Raw genomic sequence first — 23,627 nt, forward strand, 5'->3', positions numbered from 1 at the left:
CCGCCGTTAGCATCCTCAGGCACCGGGAGTATTGTCAACCCCGCCCCTCGGCGAGCGACGGTTCGTTGAGGAACTCCGCGAGTTTTTCAAAATGGCCGTCCCAAGTCGGCGGGTGGTAGTTTTCCAGTTGCTCGATCTGGGCGAGCCGTGTCGGAGAATCGTTGCGGGAGAATTCGAGGATCGCCTTATTCCATCCGCTTCCATCCAAGGGCGAGAGCAGGGTCGGGATGCCTTGGCCGGCTTCCTGAAATGGCGCGATGTCCGAGCCGATCACCGGCACGCCCATGGCAAGGGCTTCGACCATCGGCATCCCCCAGCCCTCGACAAACGAAGGGAACAGCATCGCCCGCGCGCCGTGGAGCAAGGGCCAGAGCTCGTCGTCGAGGACGCCGTTCATTTCGCGGACGTGGCCGCGCAGGGATTCGCAACGATCGAGAAGCCGGAACACCGATTCATTGTCCCAGCCGCGGCGGCCGATGATGAGCAACTCGGGGATTTCCTCAGGCGGGAGATTTTCCGTAAATTCACGCCAGAGGTGAACCAGCAGAGCGTGATTTTTGCGCGGCTCGATGGTTCCGAGCATGACGAAATAGGGGCGGTGCGAAGGAACGGCAGTCGCGCCGTCGGCATGTGAGAGCACGCCGGGATCCACGCCGATGGGGATCACCGCGACTGGCAGCTCCGGCGCACCCATTTTCCGACGCCAGTGATCCAGCTGCCGGGCGGTGTATTCGGAATTCACGACCAGATGGGTCGCGTAGCGGAAGGCATTGCGGAGGCGCAGCAGGTGTTTCGGCCCCTCGTGCTCGCGGCAATACTCGGGAAAATCACAGGGAATCGTGTCGTGAATGAACATGACCCGTTTCAGGTCCGGATGGCGGGCGAGGGCGGAAAGGTAAGCGCTGCGCCCGAGCATCGAGTGGGAAATCCCGAAAAAACAGCCGCCTTTGCCATTGGCGCGCCAGCGATTGTCCACGCGGTAGGCTCCTTCGCCGGCGGAGGCATCGAGTAAATCCAACCCGGCGATGCCGGATTCACAGAGTTCGTGAAGGCTTTGGGTGGCATGGATGCCGGCGAGGCCACGCCGCCTTGCCTGCCATTTTCCGGCCATTCTCACGCGCCGCGAGTTGTCGCAGAGCGGGGCGAGTTGGCTGGCGGTGAAAGGGTCCTGTTCACCGCGCCAGACGGCTTGGAGCTTGTCGCCGAAGGCATCGCCCAGACGGGGATCGATGACCGAAAATCCGGCGACGCCATTGACCAGATATTCGACCGGCCCGACGGACCGGAGCCGGTTGAGATAGGCGAGGTCCACCCGGTCGATACCGCTGGGGCCCGGAAAGGTCGCGCGCTTGCACAATCGGGTGATGTCAAAAAATCTCATATTCCTCGGGAAAACGCCGTTGTACGCCGGAAACGCATTTGGTTCCAAGCGGATACTCCGGGAATCCCGGTTTCATAAAATCATCTGAATGATGAGGTTCCGTCCGCTAGCGGGCTTGACATGCAGGCTTCAAAATCATCTTCCTTTCCCGGCGTCCAACGGTCAACCGGCTACGCTTTTTCCCTGTTGAAACGAACGCATGCATTCCAGCCATCCCATGAGTCAAGACCGTTCCCTGCTACGCCTTCTCCCGCTTACCTGCCTTTATCTGCTCTCCTCATGTACCTACATGTCCCAAACGGGGCCGCAGAAGTCAGCCATCGAGGGGAAGCAAAACGACTTCCAGTTGATCGACGTAAAATCCAAGGCTGATCTGCCCGGACCGGGCCGAAGCTACGGCTCGGGTGAAAAGCCGCCCCAAGTCAAAGGAGGCAGCTATTCCGATAAAGTCCGCACCCGGGACGCGCTTCATTTCGTCATCACCGATCTAACTGAGCAAAGCCCGTTCTATACCCGTGGCGAGCCTTACGATTTCGGCCCGATCGAAGTCCCGGAAGACGGCAGAATTACCATTCCTTACGCGGGTGAGATTCAGGTGATGAACCAAAGTCTCTCACAGATTTCGGCGAGCCTGAACGAGAAGCTGAAGCCAATTTCCAATACCGCCCAGGCGTCGGTCGGCCGGTCGAACCGCATTGCCCGCACCGCGAATGTCATCGGCGAGGTAAAGACTCCGGGGCCGGTGCCGCTGGAACGGAACAACATCAGCTCGCTCGACCTGCTTGCCGCATCGGGAGGTCCGGTGGAAGCCGAGCACCTTTATAAATACACGCTTCGCCGGAACTCACACGACTACACCTTCGACTATCAGGGTTTCCGTCAGCGCTCGTTCCCTGTCGAGGAGGGCGACCTGTTGAGTGTCTCCACCGACATGTCCAACCGCTTTTACGTGATGGGCGCCATCATGAAACCCACGACCGTGCCGTTCCCCGTGCCGGCTCCGACCTTGGCGGATGCCTTGGGTGCGGCCGCTGGCTTCGACGTGCGGACTTCGGATCCATCCGGCGTGTTCGTTTTCCGCAAAGGCAATCCGGACCAAGTCTATACTCTGAATCTCAAGGATCCGGGCATTATGTTCCTGACCCAACGATTCCCGATCCGGGGTGAGGATCTCGTTTACGTGACCGAGGCTCCGCTGGCTCGTTGGAGCAGGCTAATCTCCCAGCTCCTGCCGTTCTCGCAGCTTTCGCAGGCAGCTTACAACGTCGATCGCATCAGCCGATAACATCGCCCGCCAACGACCTTGAATATCTCCATGCGTCATGCCCTGATCCTGTGCATCCTCGTCTTCGGATGCGCACCGACGGGCCTGCCTCCCGGTGGACGGCAAGTGACACCGGTTTCGCGACAAGGTGGAATTTCCGCGGCACCGCCGGAAGCTCCGCAGTTGAAACGGCTGCCTAACGGCCATTACCGGGTCCGCAAGCCGTGGACGGTCGCACTGGACGGACGCGTCTGGCATGTGCAAGCCGGCTACACTTCCAACGGGATGACCGCTCCGTCGTTCATCAAGAGCTCTCTGGGTGACGGCGTGGAATACAAGGAAACCTGGTCCGCCGTTTTTCATGATTGGCTCTTTACCCAGCCGGGGATTTCCCGCTCGGAAGCGGACCGGATGTTTTACGACCTGATGATCGCCTACGGAGTTTCCTCTGAAAAAGCGAAACTGATGTACACCACGGTTTCGACTTATTCGCTGACCAAATCGAACCGGTAAAAGTTCCAACAGGAACACGCTCCATGTACTCTCCCATTCCCATTCCCAAGCACTCCCCGTGGGTCACCCAGGTGCTCGTCATCCGGGCCCTTCTCAAGCGGGAGATGTCCACTCGCTTCGGGGAATATCGCCTCGGGTTTTTCTGGATGCTTTTCGAACCACTGCTCGGCGTGCTCGTCATCGGCGTGCTCATCGGAACTCTGGCCGAGCGCACGGTGCCGGAGATTCCCTATCCGTTTTTCCTGCTCAACGGGATGTTGCTGATGAGACTGCTCACCGGCCCGATGAACATGGGCATCAACGCGATCGGGTCGAACACCGGGTTGCTGGTCTATCCGGCGGTGCGTCCGCTCGATACGTTCATCGCCCGCTTCCTGTTCGAACTGCTGACCACGCTTTTCTCCTATACGTTGTTCTGCATTCTCGGGATGTTCTTCGGCATTTTCGTGTCACTGGGACATCTCGAAATCGTGCTGGCCTGCCATTTCCTAACTTGGTGCATCGGCTGCGGACTCGGGCTGATCTTCGGGGTAGCCTCCGCCCATTTCAACGAAGTGGACAAAGTCGTGATGATCCTCCAGCGCCCGCTGCTTTTCATTTCCGCCGTGTTGTTCCCGATCTCCGCAGCCTCAAGCTCGGTGCAGCAGATCTTGTTATACAATCCGCTGGTCCACACCATCGAGCTGAGCCGGAATGCACTCTTTCCTTACTACAATCCTGGGGAAGCGACTCTCGTCTATCCTGCCACGGTCGCGATCGTGGTCCTTTCCGTCGGGCTCACGCTGTTCCACGGCAACCGTAATTTCCTGAGCCAGCGCTAATCCGGACCCGCCATGATCGAAATCCGCAACCTCACGAAATACTATCCGGTGAAAAACGGGGTCAGGTATGTTCTGCGCGACGTTTCGCTGACCATTCCCAGCCGGACGAACCTCGCGATCCTCGGCCCTAACGGCGCCGGCAAATCCACCTTCCTGCGTTTGATCGGCGGCGCGGAACCTCCCGACAGCGGCACCATCATCACCGATCAGGAAATCTCCTGGCCGCTCGGACTGACCTCCGGTTTCCAAGGCTCGCTAACAGGTCGCGAGAACGTCCTCTTTGTCTGCCGGATCAACGGCTTGAACTTCGACGAAAGCCGCTACGTCGTCCGCCAGGTCGTCGATTTCGCCGAGGTCGGCGAATATTTCGACATGCCGGTTTCGACCTATTCCTCCGGGATGAAGGGCCGGCTCAGTTTCGGCCTCTCGATGGCCTTCGAATTCGATGTCTATCTCATCGATGAGCTCACCTCCGTGGGCGACACCATTTTCCGGGAAAAAGCCAAGGCCGCCTTTGAAAGCATCCGCAAGCGCGCCTCGCTGATCTTCGTTTCCCACAACCTCCGGACCCTGAAACAATCCTGCCAGTCCGCGCTGTTCATGCGGGACGGCAAGGCGGATTTCTATCCTGATATCGATGAAGGCATCGAGGCCTACAACGAATACGTCAGCGAACACCGGAACAACAACGATCCGAAACAAGCGGGTCGGTCGTCCGGCGGAAAGGGTGCGAAAAAATCCGCCCGCCGCCGTGCCCGCCGCGAAAAAAGAAAACTCGAAAATTCCGAAAATCCGCCTGACGGCAACCAATCTCCAAACTGATGAGCGCCACCTACATTCACACCCAACGGAAAGCCGGATTCTCACAGATCGTGATCCGTTTCCTCGCCATTCTCTATTTCATCGCGCTTGCCGCCTCGATCGTCTACCTGTGGTTGTTCACTCAGGACCGCTTCATCAGTACGGCGGAGTTCAAGATCTCACAGCAAGACGCATCCGGGGTAACCACGGGGTTGGTCCAGCTCGCCTTGCCGGGTCTGTCCGATTCCGGCTCCCTCGATTCGCAGGTCGCCATCGGTTACATCAACTCGGCGGACCTTCTGCTGGAACTTGAGAAGAATTTCGATCTCGTCAAACACTACACCTCGCCCAAGACGGATTATTTCTTCCGTTTGAAGTCAAATGCCAATCTGGAAGAGCGTCTTGAATATTACCGGAACCGCATCCTCGCCCATTACGACAAGGACACCGGCATGACGATCATCACGGTGGACACGTTCAATCCAGAACTCTCCAAAAAGATCGCCACGAAACTGCTGAAGAACGCGGAAGAGTTCATCAACGTGATCAACCAGCAGATCGCCGAGCAACAGCTCAGTTTCGTCAACAGCGAAATGGAACGCACCGCCACCCGCGTGGAGGAACTGAACAAGGAGCTGATCACGCTGCAAAACGAACACAATTTCATCAACCCTGACGAGGTCATCTCAGCCAGCCTCCAAGCCGTCCAGGAAATGAAACTCGACCTGCTCCGGTCGGAAACGGAAATGTCGTCGATCCAGCGCGACTCGCCTAACTCCCCGCGGCTCGAAACGCTGCGCAGCCACATCCGTTCCGTCAACGAATTGATCGACATCGAATCCGCGAAGCTTTCGGGGCCGGAGAAGGACCGCATGAACCAACTCCTCCTCCAGTTCAAACAGCTCGCGCTCAAGATTGATTTCGCCACCCGCCTCCGCACCGGCGCCGAGACCATGTTGGAAAAAAACCGTGTCGATGCGGTTGCCCGCTCCAAGTTCTTCACCGTCATCCAGACCCCTTATCTGCCCGAAGACATCGCGATCCCCCGCCGGCCCTACGCCACGGTCGCCATCATCATCCTCGGACTAATGCTGTTCCTCATCCTCCGTGCCCTGACCCATTCGATATTCGAGCGCGCCTGATCATCCCCCGGGTGGCAGATTCCGAAACACTCACCTGATCGGGACTTCTGACATGAAAATTAGTGCCAATTACAAGTTCGCATTCCTGTGCAATCCCAAATGCGGATCCACATCCATCGAGAAGGCGATCAATCCCTACTGTGAAAGCGGTCTCGGCGGAATCCCGACGCTCAAGCACATCAACGCCAAGACGTTCAAACGTCATATCCGTCCCCTCCTCCGCCGCGCCGGCATCGCCGAGCAGATGGAAACGTTTTGTATCGTCCGCGAGCCCGTCGAACGCGTTTACAGTTGGTATAAATATCAAACGCGAGCCGTGCTGAGCGACGAGGCGCATCCGACCCATCAGAAATACACCGGAGGAATTTCCTTCGAGCAGTTCGTCGAAGGATACATCTCGAAAGTCAAACCCGCCTACTGTGCAAAGATCGGCACCCAGGCCGGTTTCATGAATCTCGCGAAAGGCCAGCTCGGCGTGGACCACGTGTTCCGGCTGGACCAGATGGACACCGTTGCCGAATACCTGAGCCAAAAAATTGGCAAACCCATCGTGATTCCCCATCGCAACGCTTCGCCCGAAAGCACGGGTTCGCCGGTGGTGAAGAAGCGACGCCTGTTCGACCCGAGCAGCTGGTTCGGCTCAACACAAGCGGTGGAGGCCAACCTTCCCCCACCGGAGCCCATGGAACTGTCCGATGAATTGCTCGCCAGGCTGAAAACCTACCTCGCGGCGGATTACCGGATCTATAACAACTTGTCCGGTCGCTAGACCATCCATTCCCGATTTCATTTTCCGTCATCATGCCCACTCCAGCCCGCCGCTTTGTGATCCTTTCCATCATGCGAACCGGATCAAATCTGCTAGAACAGATGCTCAATTCCATCGAAGGCGTGACCTGCCATGGCGAACTGCTGAACCAGCCCAATGGAGTCAACTCGTCCGTCCGCCACCTGGTCGAAGGAGATCACCCTGTCGTTCGGCCATCGCTCCGTGTGGAAAAGCCACGCGAATATCTCGACGCCATCCTCGACCGGACGCCTGCCGAACATGTCGGCTTCAGGATCTTTCCCGATCATCACAACCCCATCCTCAAGTCGCTCGTCGAGGATCCCACAGTTCACAAGATCATTCTCACCCGCGACCTGTTGGAAAGCTATACCTCGTTGCAGATCGCCCAACAGAACAATCAGTGGATCATGAATCACGCCGGCACCCGCAAGCCGTGGGCTCCCATCACCATTGAAATGGGAGATTTCAAAAATTACGCGCTAAAGAACGCCGCGTATTATTACCATATCATCAGCCGCTGCCACCAAACCGGCCAGCACACCACCCCTATCGAATACAACCAGATCAACGATCCTGCCACACTCCACCGGCTGCTCGCGTATTTCGGTCCGGACCGCGCGGTTCATTCCGAGAAAGTCACCGCGCTGAGACAGAACCCCGAGCCGCTCGAACAGAAGATCAAGAACTACAGCGAGGTCATGAAAGTGATCAAACGCATCCGTCTCGATGATTGGCTGTTCGATTGAACCGGACCTACCATCCTCCTTCGAAGTGACGTCATCTCCTACCGCCACATCCACCCGCATCCTGATAGGTGGTGCGGGTGCGCCTAACTACGGCGACGAACTCATCGTCAGAGGCTGGCTGGAGCACTTTTCCCAGCCCGGCCACGACGGCGAGAAATTCGTCTTCTTCGAAAACTCCGCGGAACCATTGCGCAAATTCCACATCCCGTGGAAACACCCGCTGCGGACGCGTGTGCTCTTCCGCGACGACCTGAATACGGTTGCGAAGTCGGTCCCGGATCTCAGTTTCTGGCAACAGGTCGAGCGCGGGTTCACCTTCATGCGCGACTTCGGATTTTTCCGCATCGGCTACAAGGGATCGCGCGATCTGTTCGAGGCGATTTCGTTCCACCTTCACGGCGGCGGATATTTCTATCAGACCCGTTGTGATAAGGGCTTCTTCCTCGGGCTTGCCTCATCCTTCGCGAAAATCTACGGAATGCCGGCGTTCGCGACGGGCATCGGCATCGGTCCGTTCGATGATGTTTGCCCCGATCCTTCGCGCTTCGCTGAAATCATGTCGTACTTCACGCAGTTCGAAACCCGGGATGCGATCAGCTACCAGTTCATTTCCAGCCTCGCTCCGTCCGCTAAAATCATCGACGGTATCGACGACAGTTTTATTCTGCCGGTGGACCGGATTTTCCGGCGGGACTCGACGAAGCGCCGCCTTCATCTGTCGCTGATCACCCGTCACCTCAAGGATCTTCCATCCTCTTTCTGGCCATGGTTGGTGAAACAATCCGAGGCTTTCGATGAAATCGTCTTCTGGGTCAGCTTTCCTTGGGAAGACCGTGAGGCGATCGCCCGACTGCAGGCGGAAGTCCCGCGCAGCACGGTTTTCACGGCACGCGAACTGGTGCATTTCCGCCCGCCCATCGGCGATGAGGACGTCTTCATCACCCAGCGGTTCCACGTCCACCTGGCGGCCGCCCGGGCCGGAGCACGCGGCTTCTACCTGGCACATAATTCCTATTATCAGCAGAAACACGAGTCCATCGTCGCCCTTGGCTCGGGCCTGACCACCCTCGACCCCGGGGATTTGCCCGACCTCGGAAGCCTTCCCCCATCTTCACCGCTCGACGAGACCGGCTTGCGCCAGTGCAAACTCCGGGTTTACGCTCCCTGCCACCCCGCCTCACCCGCCTGAACTTCTCTCCGATGAAATTTTTCGACATCTTCCGACCAAAAAAACAAGAACCCCGCGTCGCCCGCACCGCCCGCCAGCTTCCGGATTTCCTGGTCATCGGCGTCCAGAAAGGCGGCACGTCATGGCTTTGGGACCAGTTGCGGCAGCATCCGAAAATCTGGATGCCCCCGTTCAAGGAGCTGCAGTTCTTCAATCACGAATTCATCCCGTCCCATCGCAACTTTACCACCAACCACTGTGACAAGGCGATCAAACGGCTCATTGAGAAGAAGAAAACTCTCAACAATCCCGCCCGCAAACTCGCTTGGGACACCTATCTCGAAAAAATTTCCCGCAATCCCAAACCGTCACTGGAGTGGTACAAGGACTGTTTCTCATTCCCCATCAAACCGTGGATGATCCGCGGTGACATCAGCCCCGCCTATTGCACTATCCCGGAAGAGGGGGTCACATACGTCAAAGAACTGCTCCCCGACGCGAAGATCATCATGATCGTCCGCAATCCGCTCAAACGGGTCATCTCCCATCTGCGGATGAAAATCTCGGTCACCGGCCGCAATGTCGAATCGTTCACCACCGCCCAGTGGCATGGTTTCATCGATGACGAGAATCTCTATCAGCGCGGCATTTATTCCCAATACATCCCGCGCTGGGAGCGGCATTTCGGCAACCAGATTACCTTCCTTCCGTTTGACATGATCCGCAACGATCCGGCCGCGTTTCTGGGCAAAGTCACTCACCATCTCGCCATCAAGCCATTCACCCCGAAGGCGGCGGAGAAGCCGATTCACGTCACCGAGAAGCACCCGATTCCCGAGCCGATCGTGAAACTGCTGGAGGAACGCACCGCCGCCGAGTGGGCCTATCTGCAAAGCCGTTTCCCTGCGGATTTCCTGGAACTCTGCCAACACTGATTTCGCTTTCCGACCATGTTCCGCCGCAATCTCAGTTCCAACCAGCAGGAAAAACCGTGGATACTCGGTGATCGTAAGATCCATCTCCATCTCGGAGCCCACAAGACCGCCACCACCTACATTCAGAAAAACCTCGCGACGAACAAGGCGACTCTGCTCGACCACGGCGTGCTCTACCTGTCGTTGCCCGACACCCGGGCCAGGCTTTCGAAACACCTGGTCGCGCTTTCGAAGTCCGCTCGCGACGAAGCGCTTCTGGCGGAACACCGCGAGGCCGTGCTCGACGGACTCGGCCGCGAGGACCTCGCCCGCTGCCACACCGTCCTCATCTCCGACGAAAATCTATCAGGCGGGCCCGGCGGATTCATCAAGGGCAAGATCTACACCTCCCTGGCCGAAAAATGGCACCACGTTCACGACGAGCTCGGACCTAACATCCAGGTATCATTCTCGATACGCGATTACCCAGGATTTCTCACCTCCATCTACTCCGAAATCCTCCGCAATCACCGGTACCGACGGTTCGGAAAAATCCGGGGCTTGTTTGGAGAAATTCCCACACTGTGGTCAAGTGTCCATGCCGACCTGAGCACCGTGTTCGGAGCGGAAAATGTCACGCTTTGGGATTTCAAGGACACGGTCGCGCACCCTGCCAAAGTTTTGGCATTCCTGACCGGCATCGATGCCCCGATGGAGATTATCGACGAGCCTGTTCGCGAGTCGCTGTCGGACCGGGCCATCGGATTCATCCGGGACTTCCGAAAACTTCCAGGCCGCCCGCTTCCGGCGGCGGTGATCGCGGAAGTCGCGAGACGTCTCTATCCGCTGAAGGACCATCCGAAGAAATTCGATCCGTGGGAAACGGACGAACGAGCCGCACTGCTCGCCCACTATCAGGCGGAAAAGGCCAGGCTGCCGGTGAGGAAATTCTAACGCTGTCGGGACAGGTAAGAAGGATCGGCCAGCAGCGCCTCGAACATCGCCGTGATCCCGTTGCCGGGAACCGGCACGGTCCGCGCGAGGATCCTCGGGGAGATTTCAAAAAGCGACGCCTTCATCCGCGTGACGACATGCGGCGCGGAGTCTGCGGGCATCACGTGCACCGGCAGCAACCGCTCCACCTTGTCAAAAACCTCGAGCTCGGGGCGACTTTCCAATGGAAGAATCGCCATCACCGGAATCATGGATTCGGGAGTCGCATCCACCAGGTAACGGCAGAACTGCCGGGCAAACCCGTCGCGCGTCCGCCAGCTTTTTGCAGTTAGCCCCCTGCGTGAAAGTTGCTCCGCCGGCATGCGGATGGATTTCGGGGCGAACGGCCGTCCCAGCCAGCACAAACCGGGATGGGATGTCGTGATCCGTTCGAGTTCCGCAAGCTCCGCCGGATCCTCAACGAAAAGCATCACGACCGGGCGGGTGATCGGTGACTTCACCACGAGCTGTTTCGGCAGGGCGCCGGGCTCATCGGCCTTCGCCACGAACTGCAGCTTGTCCTGATAGTAACCGGGAACACCGGTGGTGAAGGTGTGGTTCTCATCGATCTTCGCCTGGATCAGATCGCGCGCTTTGGCCAGCGCCTTCAACCGCGGAATCCGCCGGGGGGGACCATTCTGCTGATAGAGATTCTCCAACAGCACGGAAGCGTCCGGCGAGACTTTGCGCACGAAAAAGTGCGGCAGGCGCTGGAGCAACGGCAGGTGGTCGTTATAGAAAACATAAGGCCGCCCGGCCGGCGTCAGGTGATGGAACATCAACTGGAGATCCGCGATCTGCCACTTCGGGATGATCTTCGCGATGACGGTCTGGAAATACGATTCGTCGGGAATCCAGGTGGATTTGAAAAATTCCGGGACCTCGGGATGATCGCGGGTGAAATCCAGCACCTTTTTGCAGGTCGGCCAACGCATGGTCCACCACTGCGAACCCATGTGCGGTTTCAGATCCATCGGCATCCGCCGCCGGATCTTCAGTTTCCGCTGCCAGCGCACCATCCGGTCGAACGCGGCGCGGCTGGTCCTGAAGTTGAACGGATAGAAAAAGCGCAGGCGCTCGGTTCCCAGGCCGCCCTTGACCCAGGATTTCTGAGTGATGTCGCAGCACTCGATGAAGTCCCTGTTAGGATTCCTGCTGAGGAACTCTTTCAGCTCGGAGACCGGGCGGATCGGAAAATCCGCGCCGCTCATCAGGTGAATGTACTCCGGCCGCTCGGGAAGCTTCTCGAACTCGCGCAGGGCGTGCAGGACGGCATCGACGAGACTCCACTCGCCCCAGACGCAATGGACTTTGGAAATGACGATAACCTGGCCGGGCTTTTCCGCGGCGATGCGTTCCACCGCCTGCTGGTCCGCCTTGGTGGCGCTGGTATCGAAATGGATGACCACGCGGTTGCCATCGATCGCTAACAGATCAACCAGCCGCCGGACGGCATCCGGCTGGTGATGGGCGAGAATGATGAATCCGAGGTTCATGAATAAAATGGAAACATCCGGCTTATTTCCAACAGCCGGAGGTCATGATGTTGGCCTTGATCAGCGATTCCGTTCCCTCGTATCGAGTGGATACAGGAGAGAACAGGGTGTAGTCTTCCGAGGTCTTCAGATGATCGAGGTATTTCTGATACTCCTTGGAATCGTTGTAGTGATTCTTGTGTTGGATGGCGTGGTCGATTTTCTCGCGGAACGAGGAAACGAACTTGAAATGCAGCAGCGCTCCGGTCGGTTCGTGGTTTTTCTTGTGGGCGTGATTCAACATCGCCGGATAGGCGACGTGCGTGCTCAGGTAGTAGGCGAACCGCGAATGCCATTTGATCAATGGCGTCTTGTTCAGCGCGGGTGCCGCGTTGAAATCCTCGGTATTGAATGCGCGCAGCCTCGGACCGCCGCGGACGAAGGTATCCTCGTGCCCGCCCTTGATCGCGTAATAACCGAACTGGTCGAAATACGGCGCGTATTTCAAGGGTGCCTCGCCCGACGGGACATGCGCGTCCATGATCGGACCTTGCGGATACATGTCCACCAGGAGGGTGTAGAAGCTGAGCCGCTCGGAGTCGGTTAGAAACGAGAGCAGCTCGCCGTAAGAACGGTTTTCCATGAACGGATAGACGAAGAACTCGTCGAGATCGACGGTTAGCGTCCAATGGCCGACGGCGTAGGCGCCGAGCAGGGCGTTCATCCAGTCCACACCGAAGCGGGTGTCTGCGTAGGCCTCTTCGGAACTCCACAGCGAGACATCCTTCTCGTTGGCCAGAACGTCCGCCATCGGCGGGTCCGACTGGTTGTCAACAAACAGAAAATGGTCGATCCCAAGGTTCCGGTAATATTCGAGGAAATAGGGAATCCGGGGATTCTCGTCGCGCCCCATGGTCATCAGGAGCTTGGCTCCGGGTTTGATGAGATGGGTCCGATCGTAGATCGGCTTGAGGTGGCTGAACGCCCTCGCCGCCCGCCTTTTCATTTCCTTCACCACGGGGTGCCAGAACAACCGCCGCCTTCTTTCGTGGAGTGGGTCAAGAAATCGGGTGACCGGTGACATTGCTGCAAGGCATTGGTTCTATGAAGGACGCGGAGGGGGGGAAAGGCTGGATGAATCCGGGGGTGAGTCGAGTCTTAATTCACCCGCCACGGCGGATAGATAGCGCTGCTGAAGGTCGCCACAGAGCGGGTTTCGCGAGGTATTTTCGCAGCAATCCCAGGCGATTTTTTCCAAATCCAGAAGCACGCGTTCCCAGACGCAGGCTTCGATTTCCAGAGCAGTAAAAGTCGATTTGCCAAATTTCCCGATGTAGTGGATCTGGCTGCGGACGACAGCGCTCCGGGACTCCGGATCGAAGCTTGGAGTGCGGGCGAGATTCGATCCGAGGCGATGCATTACTTTGCTCGTCGGTGAAATCGCGCACTTGAAACCAGCGGAAATCACGCGCCAAACGACATCCGTTTCTTCGAGAAAATACCGATAGAATGGATCGAACCCGCCGATGCTTTCGAGTGCCGCACGGCGGAAAGCCATATTGCAACCGGTGGCGGTGAGAAACGCCCGCTGCGGACCGAGCCGGTCGATTTTTTCCCGAGCCGGGGCAGCGTCATCGATCCAAAACGCACGGCCGAGCGTGTCGGCCACCACATAGCGGTTCAGGAAATGCCGGCCCTCGCCATCGAGCACAAAGCCTGCGGAAATCCCGACCTTGGGATCTTCCTCGAATGGCTGGAGAAGTGCATCCAGCCAGCCGGGTGTCGGAGAGGCATCGTCATCGATGAAGGCCACGAAACTCCCGGACGCGGCTTGCAGTCCCAGGTTTCTCGAAATGGCCAGATTTCGCTCCGGGCAACGGATCAACTGGCATGGCACCGGTGACCGCCCGATGATTTCCTCACTGCGGTCGCCTGTCGGGCCGAGAACGACGATCAGCTCGTCGGCGGAGTTCCACTCGGTTTTCAGAGAGGCGAGTGTTTGTTCCAATTCGGTCGCCCGGTCCACGGTGTTGACGATGACCGAGCAGCGCTTGGTGATCTCTCCGGTAGGTAGAAAAAAGGGTTCCACCGGAACCGATGCCGACCGCGCCCAACTTCCCAAAGCCGCCTGAAAATCCCGTCCGCTTCCGTAGCGCAGGATTTGTCCGATCAAGACCTGACGCTGCGGACTCTTGATGCGCTCGATGAAACGCTTTCGGCCGACCCGGAGAATTTTCGAAACTCCGGGGATCGCCCGGCATTGCCCGAGGATTCGCCCGAAGCTCTCGCGCCGGGGAATGCTCAGGAGATCATGGCCATCCACAGGGGAATTGCTAACGGACATGAGCTTTCCGGCACAAGGACCGAGTTCCCTAAAGCGCGGGTAAAATCAGGAGTCTTTCTCCGGCTTGGACGAAGCCTGAGGATATTCCGGGAAAAACTCCTTCCGGAACGGCTCCGGCCACTGGATTTTACAACGCCCGGTGACATCGAAGCAACGCTGGGAAAGCGTCCCGCGCCCTTGGCTGGTGGTCAGCAGAAAATTGATGAAATGCCTGACGCGCGGGCCTTTCGGCCGTTCGGCTTGGGTCCAAAAGGCATCGAGCCCATCCTGATAAGTCAGCTCGACCAAATTATAAACAGCCGTTCCCAAGGTGATCACCGGCACGTGATGAACGAGTCCGGAAATCCCGACCGAGCTGTTGATGTTCACCACACCGCGCGAATTCCCGAGCAGCGTCGGCAATTGCACCCGGTCCACGTAGAAAATCCTGCCGCCGCCGAGGCGATGGTCCAATCCGGCGATGAGGTCGGTGTAGTCCTTGTAGCCGCGATCCATCGGGTGGACCTTGAAAACCAGTTTGGTGTCCGCCGGGGCGAATTTCTCGAACGAATGCACCACCTTCTTGATGAACTGCTCGATGGATTGGAAATCCGAGCACCTGGTGATCTGCGTGTCGCTGTGTACTTGAAGCGGAACCGCGTAATATTGCCCCGACCATTCCCCGGCGAAAAGCGGGTCCATTTCACAATCCCGGCTGCGCTCGATGAACCGCCAGAGGTGGATCACGCCATGTTTGAAATGGCTCCAGAGCTTCATATCCCGTTGATCCACAAAGTTCGGGAAAAGCGGCGAAGTCACCCGGCTGAGGAAAAAGTTGGTGCAGAATGAAACCAGCTTGGCCGGGGTGCTGACCTGGCAAAGCTCGCGCGGGGTCTCCACATTCTCCGGCGGCGGGCCACCAGCGAGCAACCGTTTCCAGGATTTCGCCAAGGTCCCGAGCGGCAGGGATTTCCGGCTGAAAACGGTCACGCAGTTCGGACGGATCAGACCCAGCTCGAAAACGAAACAGCCGAGGTCCATTTCCTCCGCCAGTTTCCAAGCCACCTGATTGTAAGGCCGGTAATGGTTGTAGAGGAAAAATGTGTCGTATTTCTCGGTCCGGATCAGCTCGCGCAGCCACAAGTCGAAATCCGCCAGCGTCTTGCGGAACAAGTGGGTCTGGATGCCGCGGAACTTGTAAACGACATCCGGCGCACAGAAGAAAACCTTTCCCACCTCGTGACCGGAGTCCTTAAGATCCAATGCCAACCGCGACATTCCCGCTTCCCAGTCGCCCTGCACAATCAGCACCTTGCGCTTTTTCGTCACCTTCGGGCCACCCGTGTGATCGGTCTGATCGGGAATTGGCAGCGTTACGGAACTCAGTTCGCTGGTGTTTGAATCCAAACGGAAGGTTCCAAGGGAGAGTGAGGGCAACATAGCAATGATTCGTCAAACCATGGGGATTCGGGCGGCTAATTTCTCAACTTTCAGTAATGTGACTGCTGAGAACGATGAATTTTTGACATGGAAAACCCTAAGAATTGTCACTCTTCCGTCAACTCTCAAAAGACCATTTCGCGGGGTATTCCAGGTAGGCTTGACGCAAAACAAGCCAGATTGATTCATTTTTAATCACGGTGGAACCCCTTGTTTCCAAACGATTTCCAAATCGCCCGCCGGATGGTTACCAGCGGATGGCGGCGGCCGCCCACGTCAGACCGGCCCCGAAAACCACCAGCACGATGTGCTCGCCGCGCTTGAAGGCACCGGTTCGGTTCGCCTCATCGAGGGCGATGGCCACTGCGGCGGCGGACGTGTTGCCGTATTTGTCGAGATTCACGAAAACCCGCTCGTTCGGCACCGCGAGACGGTCGGCGATCGCATCGATGATCCGCAAATTCGCCTGATGCGGAATCACGCAGGCGATGTCCTCGGGCTGCAATCCGGCGCGTTCGATGACTTTTTCCGCCGCCTCTTTCATGCGGTTGACGGCGTGTTTGAAGACTTCCTTGCCCATCATGGTGAGCGCGAAAAGGTGCTCGCCGACGTTGGCGCTGGTGATCGGGCAGGCCGATCCGCCGCCGGGAATATTGAGGAGATGGGTGAGATTTCCGTCGGTTCCCATCTCGGTGGCAAGGATCGAGCCTTCGCCGGGTTTGGCGGCGCGCAACACGGCGGCACCGGCTCCGTCGCCGAACAGGACGCAAGTCGCGCGGTCTTCCCAGTTCGTCACGGCGGAGAGTTTTTCGGCACCGATGATCAGCGCGTTCTTAAAGGCCCCATCGGAAATCAGGCGCTTCGAGATTTTCATCGCGTAGAGGAATCCCGAGCAAGCGGCGGAAATGTCGAACGCCACCGCACGGAAGGCTCCGAGATTTTTCTGCACATAGCAGGCGGTCGCCGGCGTCAGGGTGTCCGGCGTGATCGTCGCGACGATGATCAACTCGATGTCCTCGGCGGCGAGCCCTGCTTGTTCAAGTGCCCGCTGGGCCGCCTTGGTCGCCATGTGCGAGGTGAACTCATCGTCCGCGGCGATCCGGCGCTCCTTGATTCCGGTCCGGGAAACGATCCACTCGTCGCTGGTGTCCACGCGTGCGGCGAGTTCGGCGTTGGTCAGGATTTTTTCCGGGAGATAACTGCCGGTCCCTGCGATGCAGACCTCGATGGCGGGCGTCAATTCACTCATGCGGCGGGACATTGGAATCCCCACCCGCCTGCCACAAGCGCGAAGTGAAATTCCGGGGACTCCCGAACCTGCGGAAGGAACCCGCCTTGCCAACCCCGGATTCTCATCGCCCCGCCATCAAGACTGCTCCGTCAGCACGCTGAAAAAGCCATTTTCAGGCAGTGGAGGGGGCACCGTGAACGTGATATTGCCTCCGGCGCCGCTCCGGGTGGCGTTGGTGGCTGGAGACCAGAAGTCGAGATCCGTGCTGTGCCCCAACGTCTGGGTGGCTGCGGCATTTTCCGGAACTGTTAGCCAGAATCCGCCGGCATCGATGCCATGGCCCGACGCGGAAGGCGTGGCGGCGGCGGTGTAGCCTCCGAGATTGAAACGAAGACGGTAGTAGCGGGCCTGATGGGTGGCGCTCATGGTGGCGGGGCCTCCGGCAAAAAGATTCGTGGTTTCCGCAGGGTCTGTTAGAATGTCGTAAAACTCGTCGTTGCCGCTGTTGAAACGGATCAACTTGTAGCGGTCGTCACGAATCACGCGACCTCCGGTGGTGACGGCACTTTGGTCAAACTGATCGATGTAGAGCCGGTTGCGCGAATCATCGCCCTGATTGGCGAGAATGGGCCTCAGGCTTTTGGAATCGAGGGTGACGTCCGTCGGCAGGGGAACTCCGGCCATTTCCAGCATCGTGCTGAACAGATCGACCACATGAACCAACGATGCGTCGGTCCGGCCGGCGGCCGTCACGCTCGGACCGCTGATGATGAAGGGCACGCGGACGCCGCCTTCATACAACGTGTCCTTGGCGTGGGTGCTGCCATAGGGCGGCTGGATGACCTGCCCCGGCGTCCCGTTGTCGCCGATGAAAATGATATCCGTCGTGGCGGCATTAACAGATAGAAGCAAGCGTCCGATTTCCGTGTCCATCGCCGGGACGGCCGCGCGGTATTTCAAAAGATTCGTGGCGGGATTCGCCCTGTAACCGTGAAGGTTGGTCGGCGGAACGTGGAACGGCGTGTGAGGCGCGTTGAAGGCGACCCATGCGAGCCACGGCTGATTCGCGGCGTTGCGGGCGTTGATCCACATGACGGCGTCGTTGACGAGATCGGTCGTGGCGTAGGTGGTGGTGTTCGCGTTGCTGCCGTTGGTTGTCTTGAGCCAGCTCGTGTAGCTGGTCAGGGCCCCGGCGGTGGAACCCGCGTAGTGGGGCCAGCCACCGATGGTGTTAGGAAAATCCTTCACGGCGGCGGGCGTGCCGTCGCTGAGGTGCCATTTGCCAAACAACGCGCTTTGGATGCCGAGGCCGCAGTTCCGCGCGATGACCTCGGGAAGGGTCAGCTCGGCGGATGTTAGGGAGTTCACCGCGGAAATCACCTCTCCCACTCCGGTGCGGAATCCAAACCTTCCCGTCAGCAGGCAGGCCCGCGTCGGCGAACAAACGGGACAAGCGTAACCGTTGGTGAAGCGAACGCCGCTGGCGGCCAGCGCGTTGATGTTAGGCGTCGGAGCGGTGGCTCCGGCGGTGGTGTTGTAAAGCGATTGGCTGTCCGCACCGAAGTCGTCCGCGATGATCAGCAGCACATTGTTTCCAGCGCAAGCGGTGGCGACCGACACCAGAAGGATGAGGATTTTCATGGTCCGGAGGGCTTCACGTCGGTGAGGGTTTTAAGAAACGCGACCAGAGCGGCCTTGTCCGCGGTATTGAGATTGAGGCCTTTCTCCGGATGCTTGGCGATGTTGGGATCGAGCGTCCCGCTGCGGTGGATGCCGCTGCTGTAATGTTCCACCACTTCCTCAAGCGTCGCGAAGCGACCGTCGTGCATGTAGGGCGCGGTTAGATAAACATTCCTCAATGTCGGGGTGGAGAACTTCCCTTGATCGCCCGGAAGCCCCGTAACCTTGGCGCGACCGGGTTCGTCGCCTTCAAGACCGTTGTTGTGGAACTGGTGATCGCTGAATAACGGACCGCCGTGGCAGTGGAAACAATCCGCGCCGAGCTGGCCGGTGCGGGGTTCGTTTTCCGTCATGAACAGTTCGAAACCGCGCTTTTCCTCGTCGGAAAACTCGGCTTTGCCGGCAAGCGCACGGTCGAATTTGGAATCCCTGGCACTCAAGGTGAGAAGGAATTGTTCGAGAGCGAGCGAGATCTTTTCCGCAGTGATTCCGGGCGAGTGAAAGGCGGCTTGGAACAGATGAAGGTAGTCCTGATCCACTGTTAGTTTTTCACAAATATGCTCCGGCGATTCGTCCATCTCGCGATGATCCTGGATTGGCATCAGCACTTGCTCGCGCAAGGATTTCGCACGGCCGTCCCAGAAGAATTCCTTTTTCCACGCGAGGTTGAGAAGTGGCATGGCATTGCGGTCGCCCTTCCGGCCTTCGATTCCGTTGCTGACAGGAAGCCGGTCGGTGAAGGCTGCGTCAGACTGATGGCAGGACGCACACGAAATGGAGCCATCGCGCGACAGGGCTTTTTCATGAAATAGCTTTTCGCCGAGCGCCACCCGTTCATTGATGAGCGGATTGTCCCGCGGCAGATCGGGAACGGGGAATGTCCGGCTCATGGTGAAACGGTACGGCGTGAACTTTTCCGGCAGATCGATCGGCGTGACGGGAGGCAGCTTCCTCGCAGTGGTCTCGACCGACGCCACCTTGTTCACGCGAAAGGCTCCCGGCAGATTCGATGTTAGAGAAACGGCGACGGGATCACCGTCGCGTGAATGTGTCGCCGTCCCGTCCTTTCCAAACGAAAGCGGCCGCGGCGCGTTCAACAACGCCGCGAGGTCAAAATGAATCAACACTCCGGCGTCATGGGTGAGATCGAGAGGAACGGTCAGGTTGATGCGGGTGCGGTTGGGATCGCGGGCCAGATGAAGCGCGTACCCCTCCGGCGTGGTGTTTCCCGTGCGGAAATGACCTTCAAGCGCCATGAAAATATAACCTCCCTGCCAGCTCCAGTGCAGGCCGTCGAGGTTCGGATTGAGAGCGTGATCGGCGGGATACTTCGAGACATCGGAGGCATTCGTTTGAGCATCCGGACCGATGTAAAAGCGCAGCGACCGGTAATGCCCCGGCGGAACATCGGCGAGTGGATAGGTATTCCGCCGGGTCGCCGCATCCATCCACGCGATGCTTTCCGGAAACTCGATCCATTTCCCATCGTCACGCTCCAAGGCGAATCCGCTCGATAGATAACTCAGCCGCGTGACGGAGATGGTTTCCGCCGCGGCCGTCTCATAACGCAGTGAGTCGAGGCGCAGAGGTTCGCCGTTGAACACCGGCTCGATGGTGACCTCCAGATTCGTCGCGAACAACGGCGAGGCCATCGCGGCGGCTGATAGGAACCATCGATGGAGTTTCATCACAACGACTCAATTGATCGTGAACCCGCCTGTCAACGTGTAGCTGGGTGCGGGAGTGAAGGTGACGACCACGTTCTGCGCGCCAGTCGTGGCATTCGCCGGAATGACGAAAGTCGCCTGCGCGGTGGTTGCGCTCGGCCGCGAAATCGATGTCCCGGTGATCGTTCCGCCGAGGGTGATGGTGGTCGGGACCAGGTTCGCGGGAGGATTCGGCGGCGTCGTGGGCAGTGTGATCGTGACGGTGACGGTGGTCCCCCGCGCGGCGCTGCCGCCGGGAGCGACGGCGGTGGTGGTGCCGCCTCCGCTGGCGGTGTAGTCGAATCCATAGCTGTCGAAGGAGGCGAGCGAGGTCCGCGACATCCGATAGAAACGATTCGAATGGCTGTTCTTCGCGCCGGTTTCGGTGAAAGCGGCCACATCATCCGTGGCGGTGACGGCGGGAGTGAGATCGGGCCAGGTTTTCAAATCGTCCGAGGCTTCGACCAGATAGGTGCCGCCCTCGACCGCGCTCCAGGTGACGGTTACGTTTCCGCTGACGGTATTCACGGCCGGCTGTTTTGATGTTTCAATTTTGTTAGATCCACCATCGAAGAACGTCGTGACGGCCTCGCCGATGGTAGTGGTGCCGCCGGTCGGATTGCCATAATACTGGCGGCCGGTGGTGTAGGGATAGGCCGGAGTGCCGTCCGCGTTGATAGTAGTGAAATAGGCATAGGTTCCCGCCGGAAACTCCGGTGTCACACACCAGCGGACGTTTTGTTCATTGAGGTCGAAATCAACGCCCTGGGTGTAACCGCGATCACCGAGGAAATCGAAATCCTCGATGTAATGGCCGAGCGCATAGGTCGTGCTGACCCCCGGCCCATTTTTGAACGCGACAGTCTGGATCCGCTGCGCCCACGGCGGCAACGTAGTCCGTCCAGTGCTAGTTAGATTGGTGGTTCCATAGCTGCCGTTGCGGAGGACGTGGCCCGAAACCATCCGCCGCACGCCGCTGTTGGGATCGAGCGGACTGGAATAGCCGTAGGGCCCGTAAACCGGAAATCCATCCGCAGCCCATGCGAGGATCGGCGAGTGCGCGGTCACCGCGGCGGTGCTTTCGGTGTAGCGGTTGGTGGTGGAATTGTAGTTCACATGGTCGCCAAGCTGATAGCGCAAGCCGATGGGCTGGGCATGGTAGTGGTAGTTGTTTCCCGCCTGATGGGCGAACGCGGGATCGAAGGTGACATTTTCATTGTGATAGCCATCGCGGTTCCACACGCCGTAGCCCGTTAGACCATTGACAGGAGTCGCATCCGTGGAGCTGGCACTGACGTAGGAAAACGCGTCGCGCGAGTCGAACATCGAAACTCCGTTGACCATGCAACCGGTGGCTCCCAGTCCGGTGAGGGTCTTGGATGCGGGAACCGAAGGCACCCGCGGGATCCGATAGATTTTCGCGTTGTTGGAGGGGAAATTGGGGAAATTCGACGTCTTCGCCGCATCAAGATACCACGGCCCCATGATGTGGCTCGCGAGGCCGGTCGCACGGATATAGACCCAGCTTGTCGAATAGGCGATCTTGCTGACTCCGGCGTAGGTCGGAGAACTCTGGATACCGGTGCCGCGGCTCCACGTTTTGGAAACCGTGCCCGCCGTCTCGTCGGCAGTGCTCTGATAGAGACGCGCGTACTGGCTGGAATCCGCGGTGTACCACGAAGTCAGTTGCGGGTCAGCCTTCGAAGGAACAGCAGTGGCGGCAAGGAGCAGTATGGGGAGGGTTTTCATCGGGCCTTTGATCTGGATTGCGTTCCGCGGTCCCGGAACTTGCGACCATGAAACGCTGCTTTTGTGAAATGCGCGTGAGGAGGTTCTCACAAATTTGTTAAGAACTTGTAAATCCGCCTGCGGACCGGCCAGCGGCATCGAAACTTCACCCGTTTCATTCGCCCCAGCCGGACGAAACCAGCTCACCTGCCACTGCGCGAACTTGAGCAACACTTTCGGACACTCGATCAACCGGAAGCGTCCCTTTCGGTTAGGAATGCTGGCGTATCCCAACGAGATTACGGCCTTCTGCTCCACTGGGAGAGCATTCTCCCGATTCATCCGCAGGGATGATCCGTGCGGCGGGAATCAATTTACCTCAAACTCGGCATGGATGATGGTAATGATGTCCTTGTCACGCGAAGAGGTATCGTTGTTGCCCTCGTTCGAAGTTTCCGTGGAGTTGGCGGCGTTGATATTGATGGTGCCCATATCCGCGTAAACCAGCTTGCCCACGCCAGTGTTGCCGGCCGAGTTGAGGATGTTCTCGGCGCGGGCGCGTGCGTCCTTCGCGGCTTCCGCGAGCATCTCCAGCTTCAGTTCGCCCAAGCGGGTGTAGTAATAGTTCGGCTCGTGCGAGGTGACATCGACACCCTGGGGGATGAACGCGCCCCCCGGAGAGCCGGCGGTCGAAATTCGCAAGCGGGATGGGGAGATTCTCCGGGTGCTCCGCGATGTAGGCAGCAATCCGCTGCCAGCGCACCGCGCGGTCCTCGCGACGAAAGCGGTGATCATTTGTCGACATCGGGAAGCGACGATGGCCAGAATCTCTGGAAATGTAAGACTGGCGGGAAAGCTCCGCGAAAACATTCTTTCATGCCACGTTTGCGCGGTTATACAACGTGCGGTTCAACCACTGCAAATGCGGCGTTCCTTTCAATAACATTCTCCTAAAAATGGCTCGAAAGTCGCTATCAAAGAAGATCCGTTTCGAGGTATTCAAACGCGACTCGTTCACCTGTCAATACTGTGGGCGAAAAGCTCCGGATGTGCTGCTAAATGCTGATCACATTCAGCCAACTTCCAAGGGCGGTACCAATGATCTTCTGAATCTCACCACTTCATGCGAGGACTGTAACAGCGGAAAATCAGACAGGGAACTATCAGACTCCCCTGTCATCGACAAGCAGCGGGCGCAACTCGAAGCACTCCAAGAACGCAAGGAACAGATCGAACTCATGTTCGAGTGGCAGAAGGGATTACTCGACCTCGAGGATCACGTATCTGACCAGATTGCAGACTACTGGGTAGAGAAAGCTCAGGGTTTTTCGCTCAACGAACAAGGCTTTCAATCGCTCAAAAAACTGCTGAACAACTTCGAAATCTCAGAGGCTGTCTTAAAATTATCTATCAGCCGATTCTGGCGAGCATTCTCTTGCTCATGGACAGGTAGATCATCGATTCCGAATGGCTTGTTTTCACCTCGTAGTCTCGCACCAGCCTGCGTGACT

The 23,627-nt window shown here is 58.2% G+C and carries 20 protein-coding genes and 1 pseudogene; 11 read left to right on the plus strand and 10 right to left on the minus strand.

The annotated features are described in order from the left end of the window. Positions 1-34 precede the first annotated feature (34 nt). Positions 35-1,381, minus strand: coding sequence for a glycosyltransferase family 1 protein (locus ABIQ96_RS06345; RefSeq protein ID WP_348213724.1), 1,347 nt, complete (start codon positions 1,379-1,381; stop codon positions 35-37). A gap of 217 nt (positions 1,382-1,598) precedes the next feature. Here ABIQ96_RS06345 and ABIQ96_RS06350 point away from each other — a divergent pair, with 217 nt between their 5' ends. The 10 genes and pseudogenes from ABIQ96_RS06350 to ABIQ96_RS06395 all read left to right on the plus strand — a co-directional run bounded on the left by ABIQ96_RS06350 (position 1,599) and on the right by ABIQ96_RS06395 (position 10,494). Further along, on the plus strand, positions 1,599-2,666 hold the full coding sequence (locus ABIQ96_RS06350) for a polysaccharide biosynthesis/export family protein (RefSeq protein WP_348213725.1): 1,068 nt from the start codon (positions 1,599-1,601) through the stop codon (positions 2,664-2,666). A 30-nt stretch (positions 2,667-2,696) separates the two neighbouring features. After that, on the plus strand, positions 2,697-3,158 hold the full coding sequence (locus ABIQ96_RS06355) for a DUF1353 domain-containing protein (protein ID WP_348213726.1): 462 nt from the start codon (positions 2,697-2,699) through the stop codon (positions 3,156-3,158). Between the two features lie 23 nt (positions 3,159-3,181). Then, positions 3,182-3,979, plus strand: a complete 798-nt coding sequence (locus ABIQ96_RS06360; protein ID WP_348213727.1) for an ABC transporter permease — start codon at positions 3,182-3,184, stop codon at positions 3,977-3,979. Positions 3,980-3,991: 12 nt separating this feature from the next. Then, positions 3,992-4,636, plus strand: a pseudogene (locus ABIQ96_RS06365) (ABC transporter ATP-binding protein); the annotation flags it as partial. A 164-nt stretch (positions 4,637-4,800) separates the two neighbouring features. Next, positions 4,801-5,922 carry a hypothetical protein gene (locus tag ABIQ96_RS06370; protein WP_348213728.1) on the plus strand — a complete coding sequence of 374 codons (1,122 nt, stop codon included), beginning with the start codon at positions 4,801-4,803 and terminating at the stop codon, positions 5,920-5,922. Between the two features lie 52 nt (positions 5,923-5,974). After that, the gene (locus tag ABIQ96_RS06375) at positions 5,975-6,691 is read left to right on the plus strand and encodes a sulfotransferase family 2 domain-containing protein (protein ID WP_348213729.1); all 717 of its coding nucleotides are present in this window, start codon (positions 5,975-5,977) and stop codon (positions 6,689-6,691) included. A 32-nt stretch (positions 6,692-6,723) separates the two neighbouring features. Further along, a complete protein-coding gene (locus ABIQ96_RS06380) occupies positions 6,724-7,458 on the plus strand; it encodes a hypothetical protein (RefSeq protein WP_348213730.1) in 735 nt (244 codons plus the stop codon). 25 nt (positions 7,459-7,483) lie between these two features. Beyond that, on the plus strand, positions 7,484-8,647 hold the full coding sequence (locus ABIQ96_RS06385) for a polysaccharide pyruvyl transferase family protein (protein WP_348213731.1): 1,164 nt from the start codon (positions 7,484-7,486) through the stop codon (positions 8,645-8,647). Positions 8,648-8,658: 11 nt separating this feature from the next. After that, positions 8,659-9,561: a sulfotransferase gene (locus ABIQ96_RS06390; protein WP_348213732.1), complete on the plus strand. Its 903-nt coding sequence runs from the start codon at positions 8,659-8,661 to the stop codon at positions 9,559-9,561. Between the two features lie 15 nt (positions 9,562-9,576). Further along, positions 9,577-10,494, plus strand: a complete 918-nt coding sequence (locus tag ABIQ96_RS06395) for a hypothetical protein (RefSeq protein WP_348213733.1) — start codon at positions 9,577-9,579, stop codon at positions 10,492-10,494. Here ABIQ96_RS06395 and ABIQ96_RS06400 read toward each other — a convergent pair. The 9 genes from ABIQ96_RS06400 to ABIQ96_RS06440 form a co-directional block, all read right to left on the minus strand. Further along, positions 10,491-12,029: a beta-1,6-N-acetylglucosaminyltransferase gene (locus tag ABIQ96_RS06400; RefSeq protein WP_348213734.1), complete on the minus strand. Its 1,539-nt coding sequence runs from the start codon at positions 12,027-12,029 to the stop codon at positions 10,491-10,493. The two genes, ABIQ96_RS06395 and ABIQ96_RS06400, sit on opposite strands and share 4 nt — an antisense overlap. A gap of 22 nt (positions 12,030-12,051) precedes the next feature. Then, entirely contained in the window at positions 12,052-13,092 is a 1,041-nt protein-coding gene (locus tag ABIQ96_RS06405; RefSeq protein ID WP_348213735.1) for a glycosyltransferase family 2 protein, read from the minus strand. An 18-nt stretch (positions 13,093-13,110) separates the two neighbouring features. After that, on the minus strand, positions 13,111-14,352 hold the full coding sequence (locus ABIQ96_RS06410; protein ID WP_348213736.1) for a glycosyltransferase: 1,242 nt from the start codon (positions 14,350-14,352) through the stop codon (positions 13,111-13,113). A 45-nt stretch (positions 14,353-14,397) separates the two neighbouring features. Beyond that, the gene (locus tag ABIQ96_RS06415; protein ID WP_348213737.1) at positions 14,398-15,771 is read right to left on the minus strand and encodes a hypothetical protein; all 1,374 of its coding nucleotides are present in this window, start codon (positions 15,769-15,771) and stop codon (positions 14,398-14,400) included. 247 nt (positions 15,772-16,018) lie between these two features. Further along, a complete protein-coding gene (locus ABIQ96_RS06420) occupies positions 16,019-17,020 on the minus strand; it encodes a beta-ketoacyl-ACP synthase III (protein ID WP_348213738.1) in 1,002 nt (333 codons plus the stop codon). 117 nt (positions 17,021-17,137) lie between these two features. Next, complete coding sequence (locus ABIQ96_RS06425; RefSeq protein ID WP_348213739.1) at positions 17,138-18,643, minus strand: sulfatase-like hydrolase/transferase; 1,506 nt, start codon at positions 18,641-18,643, stop codon at positions 17,138-17,140. Further along, the gene (locus tag ABIQ96_RS06430; protein ID WP_348213740.1) at positions 18,640-20,370 is read right to left on the minus strand and encodes an MbnP family protein; all 1,731 of its coding nucleotides are present in this window, start codon (positions 20,368-20,370) and stop codon (positions 18,640-18,642) included. The genes ABIQ96_RS06425 and ABIQ96_RS06430 overlap by 4 nt, the downstream gene beginning before the upstream one ends. Before the next feature lie 9 nt (positions 20,371-20,379). Next, positions 20,380-22,137 carry a YHYH protein gene (locus ABIQ96_RS06435; RefSeq protein WP_348213741.1) on the minus strand — a complete coding sequence of 586 codons (1,758 nt, stop codon included), beginning with the start codon at positions 22,135-22,137 and terminating at the stop codon, positions 20,380-20,382. 348 nt (positions 22,138-22,485) lie between these two features. Continuing rightward, complete coding sequence (locus tag ABIQ96_RS06440; RefSeq protein WP_348213742.1) at positions 22,486-22,911, minus strand: hypothetical protein; 426 nt, start codon at positions 22,909-22,911, stop codon at positions 22,486-22,488. Positions 22,912-23,072: 161 nt separating this feature from the next. On the opposite strand from ABIQ96_RS06440, the gene ABIQ96_RS06445 reads away from it, so the two are divergent. Beyond that, on the plus strand, positions 23,073-23,627 hold a 555-nt coding region (locus tag ABIQ96_RS06445; protein ID WP_348213743.1), incomplete at its 3' end, for an HNH endonuclease.

Origin of the sequence: Luteolibacter sp., assembly GCF_039920825.1 — a bacterium.
Taxonomy (GTDB): domain Bacteria; phylum Verrucomicrobiota; class Verrucomicrobiia; order Verrucomicrobiales; family Akkermansiaceae; genus Luteolibacter.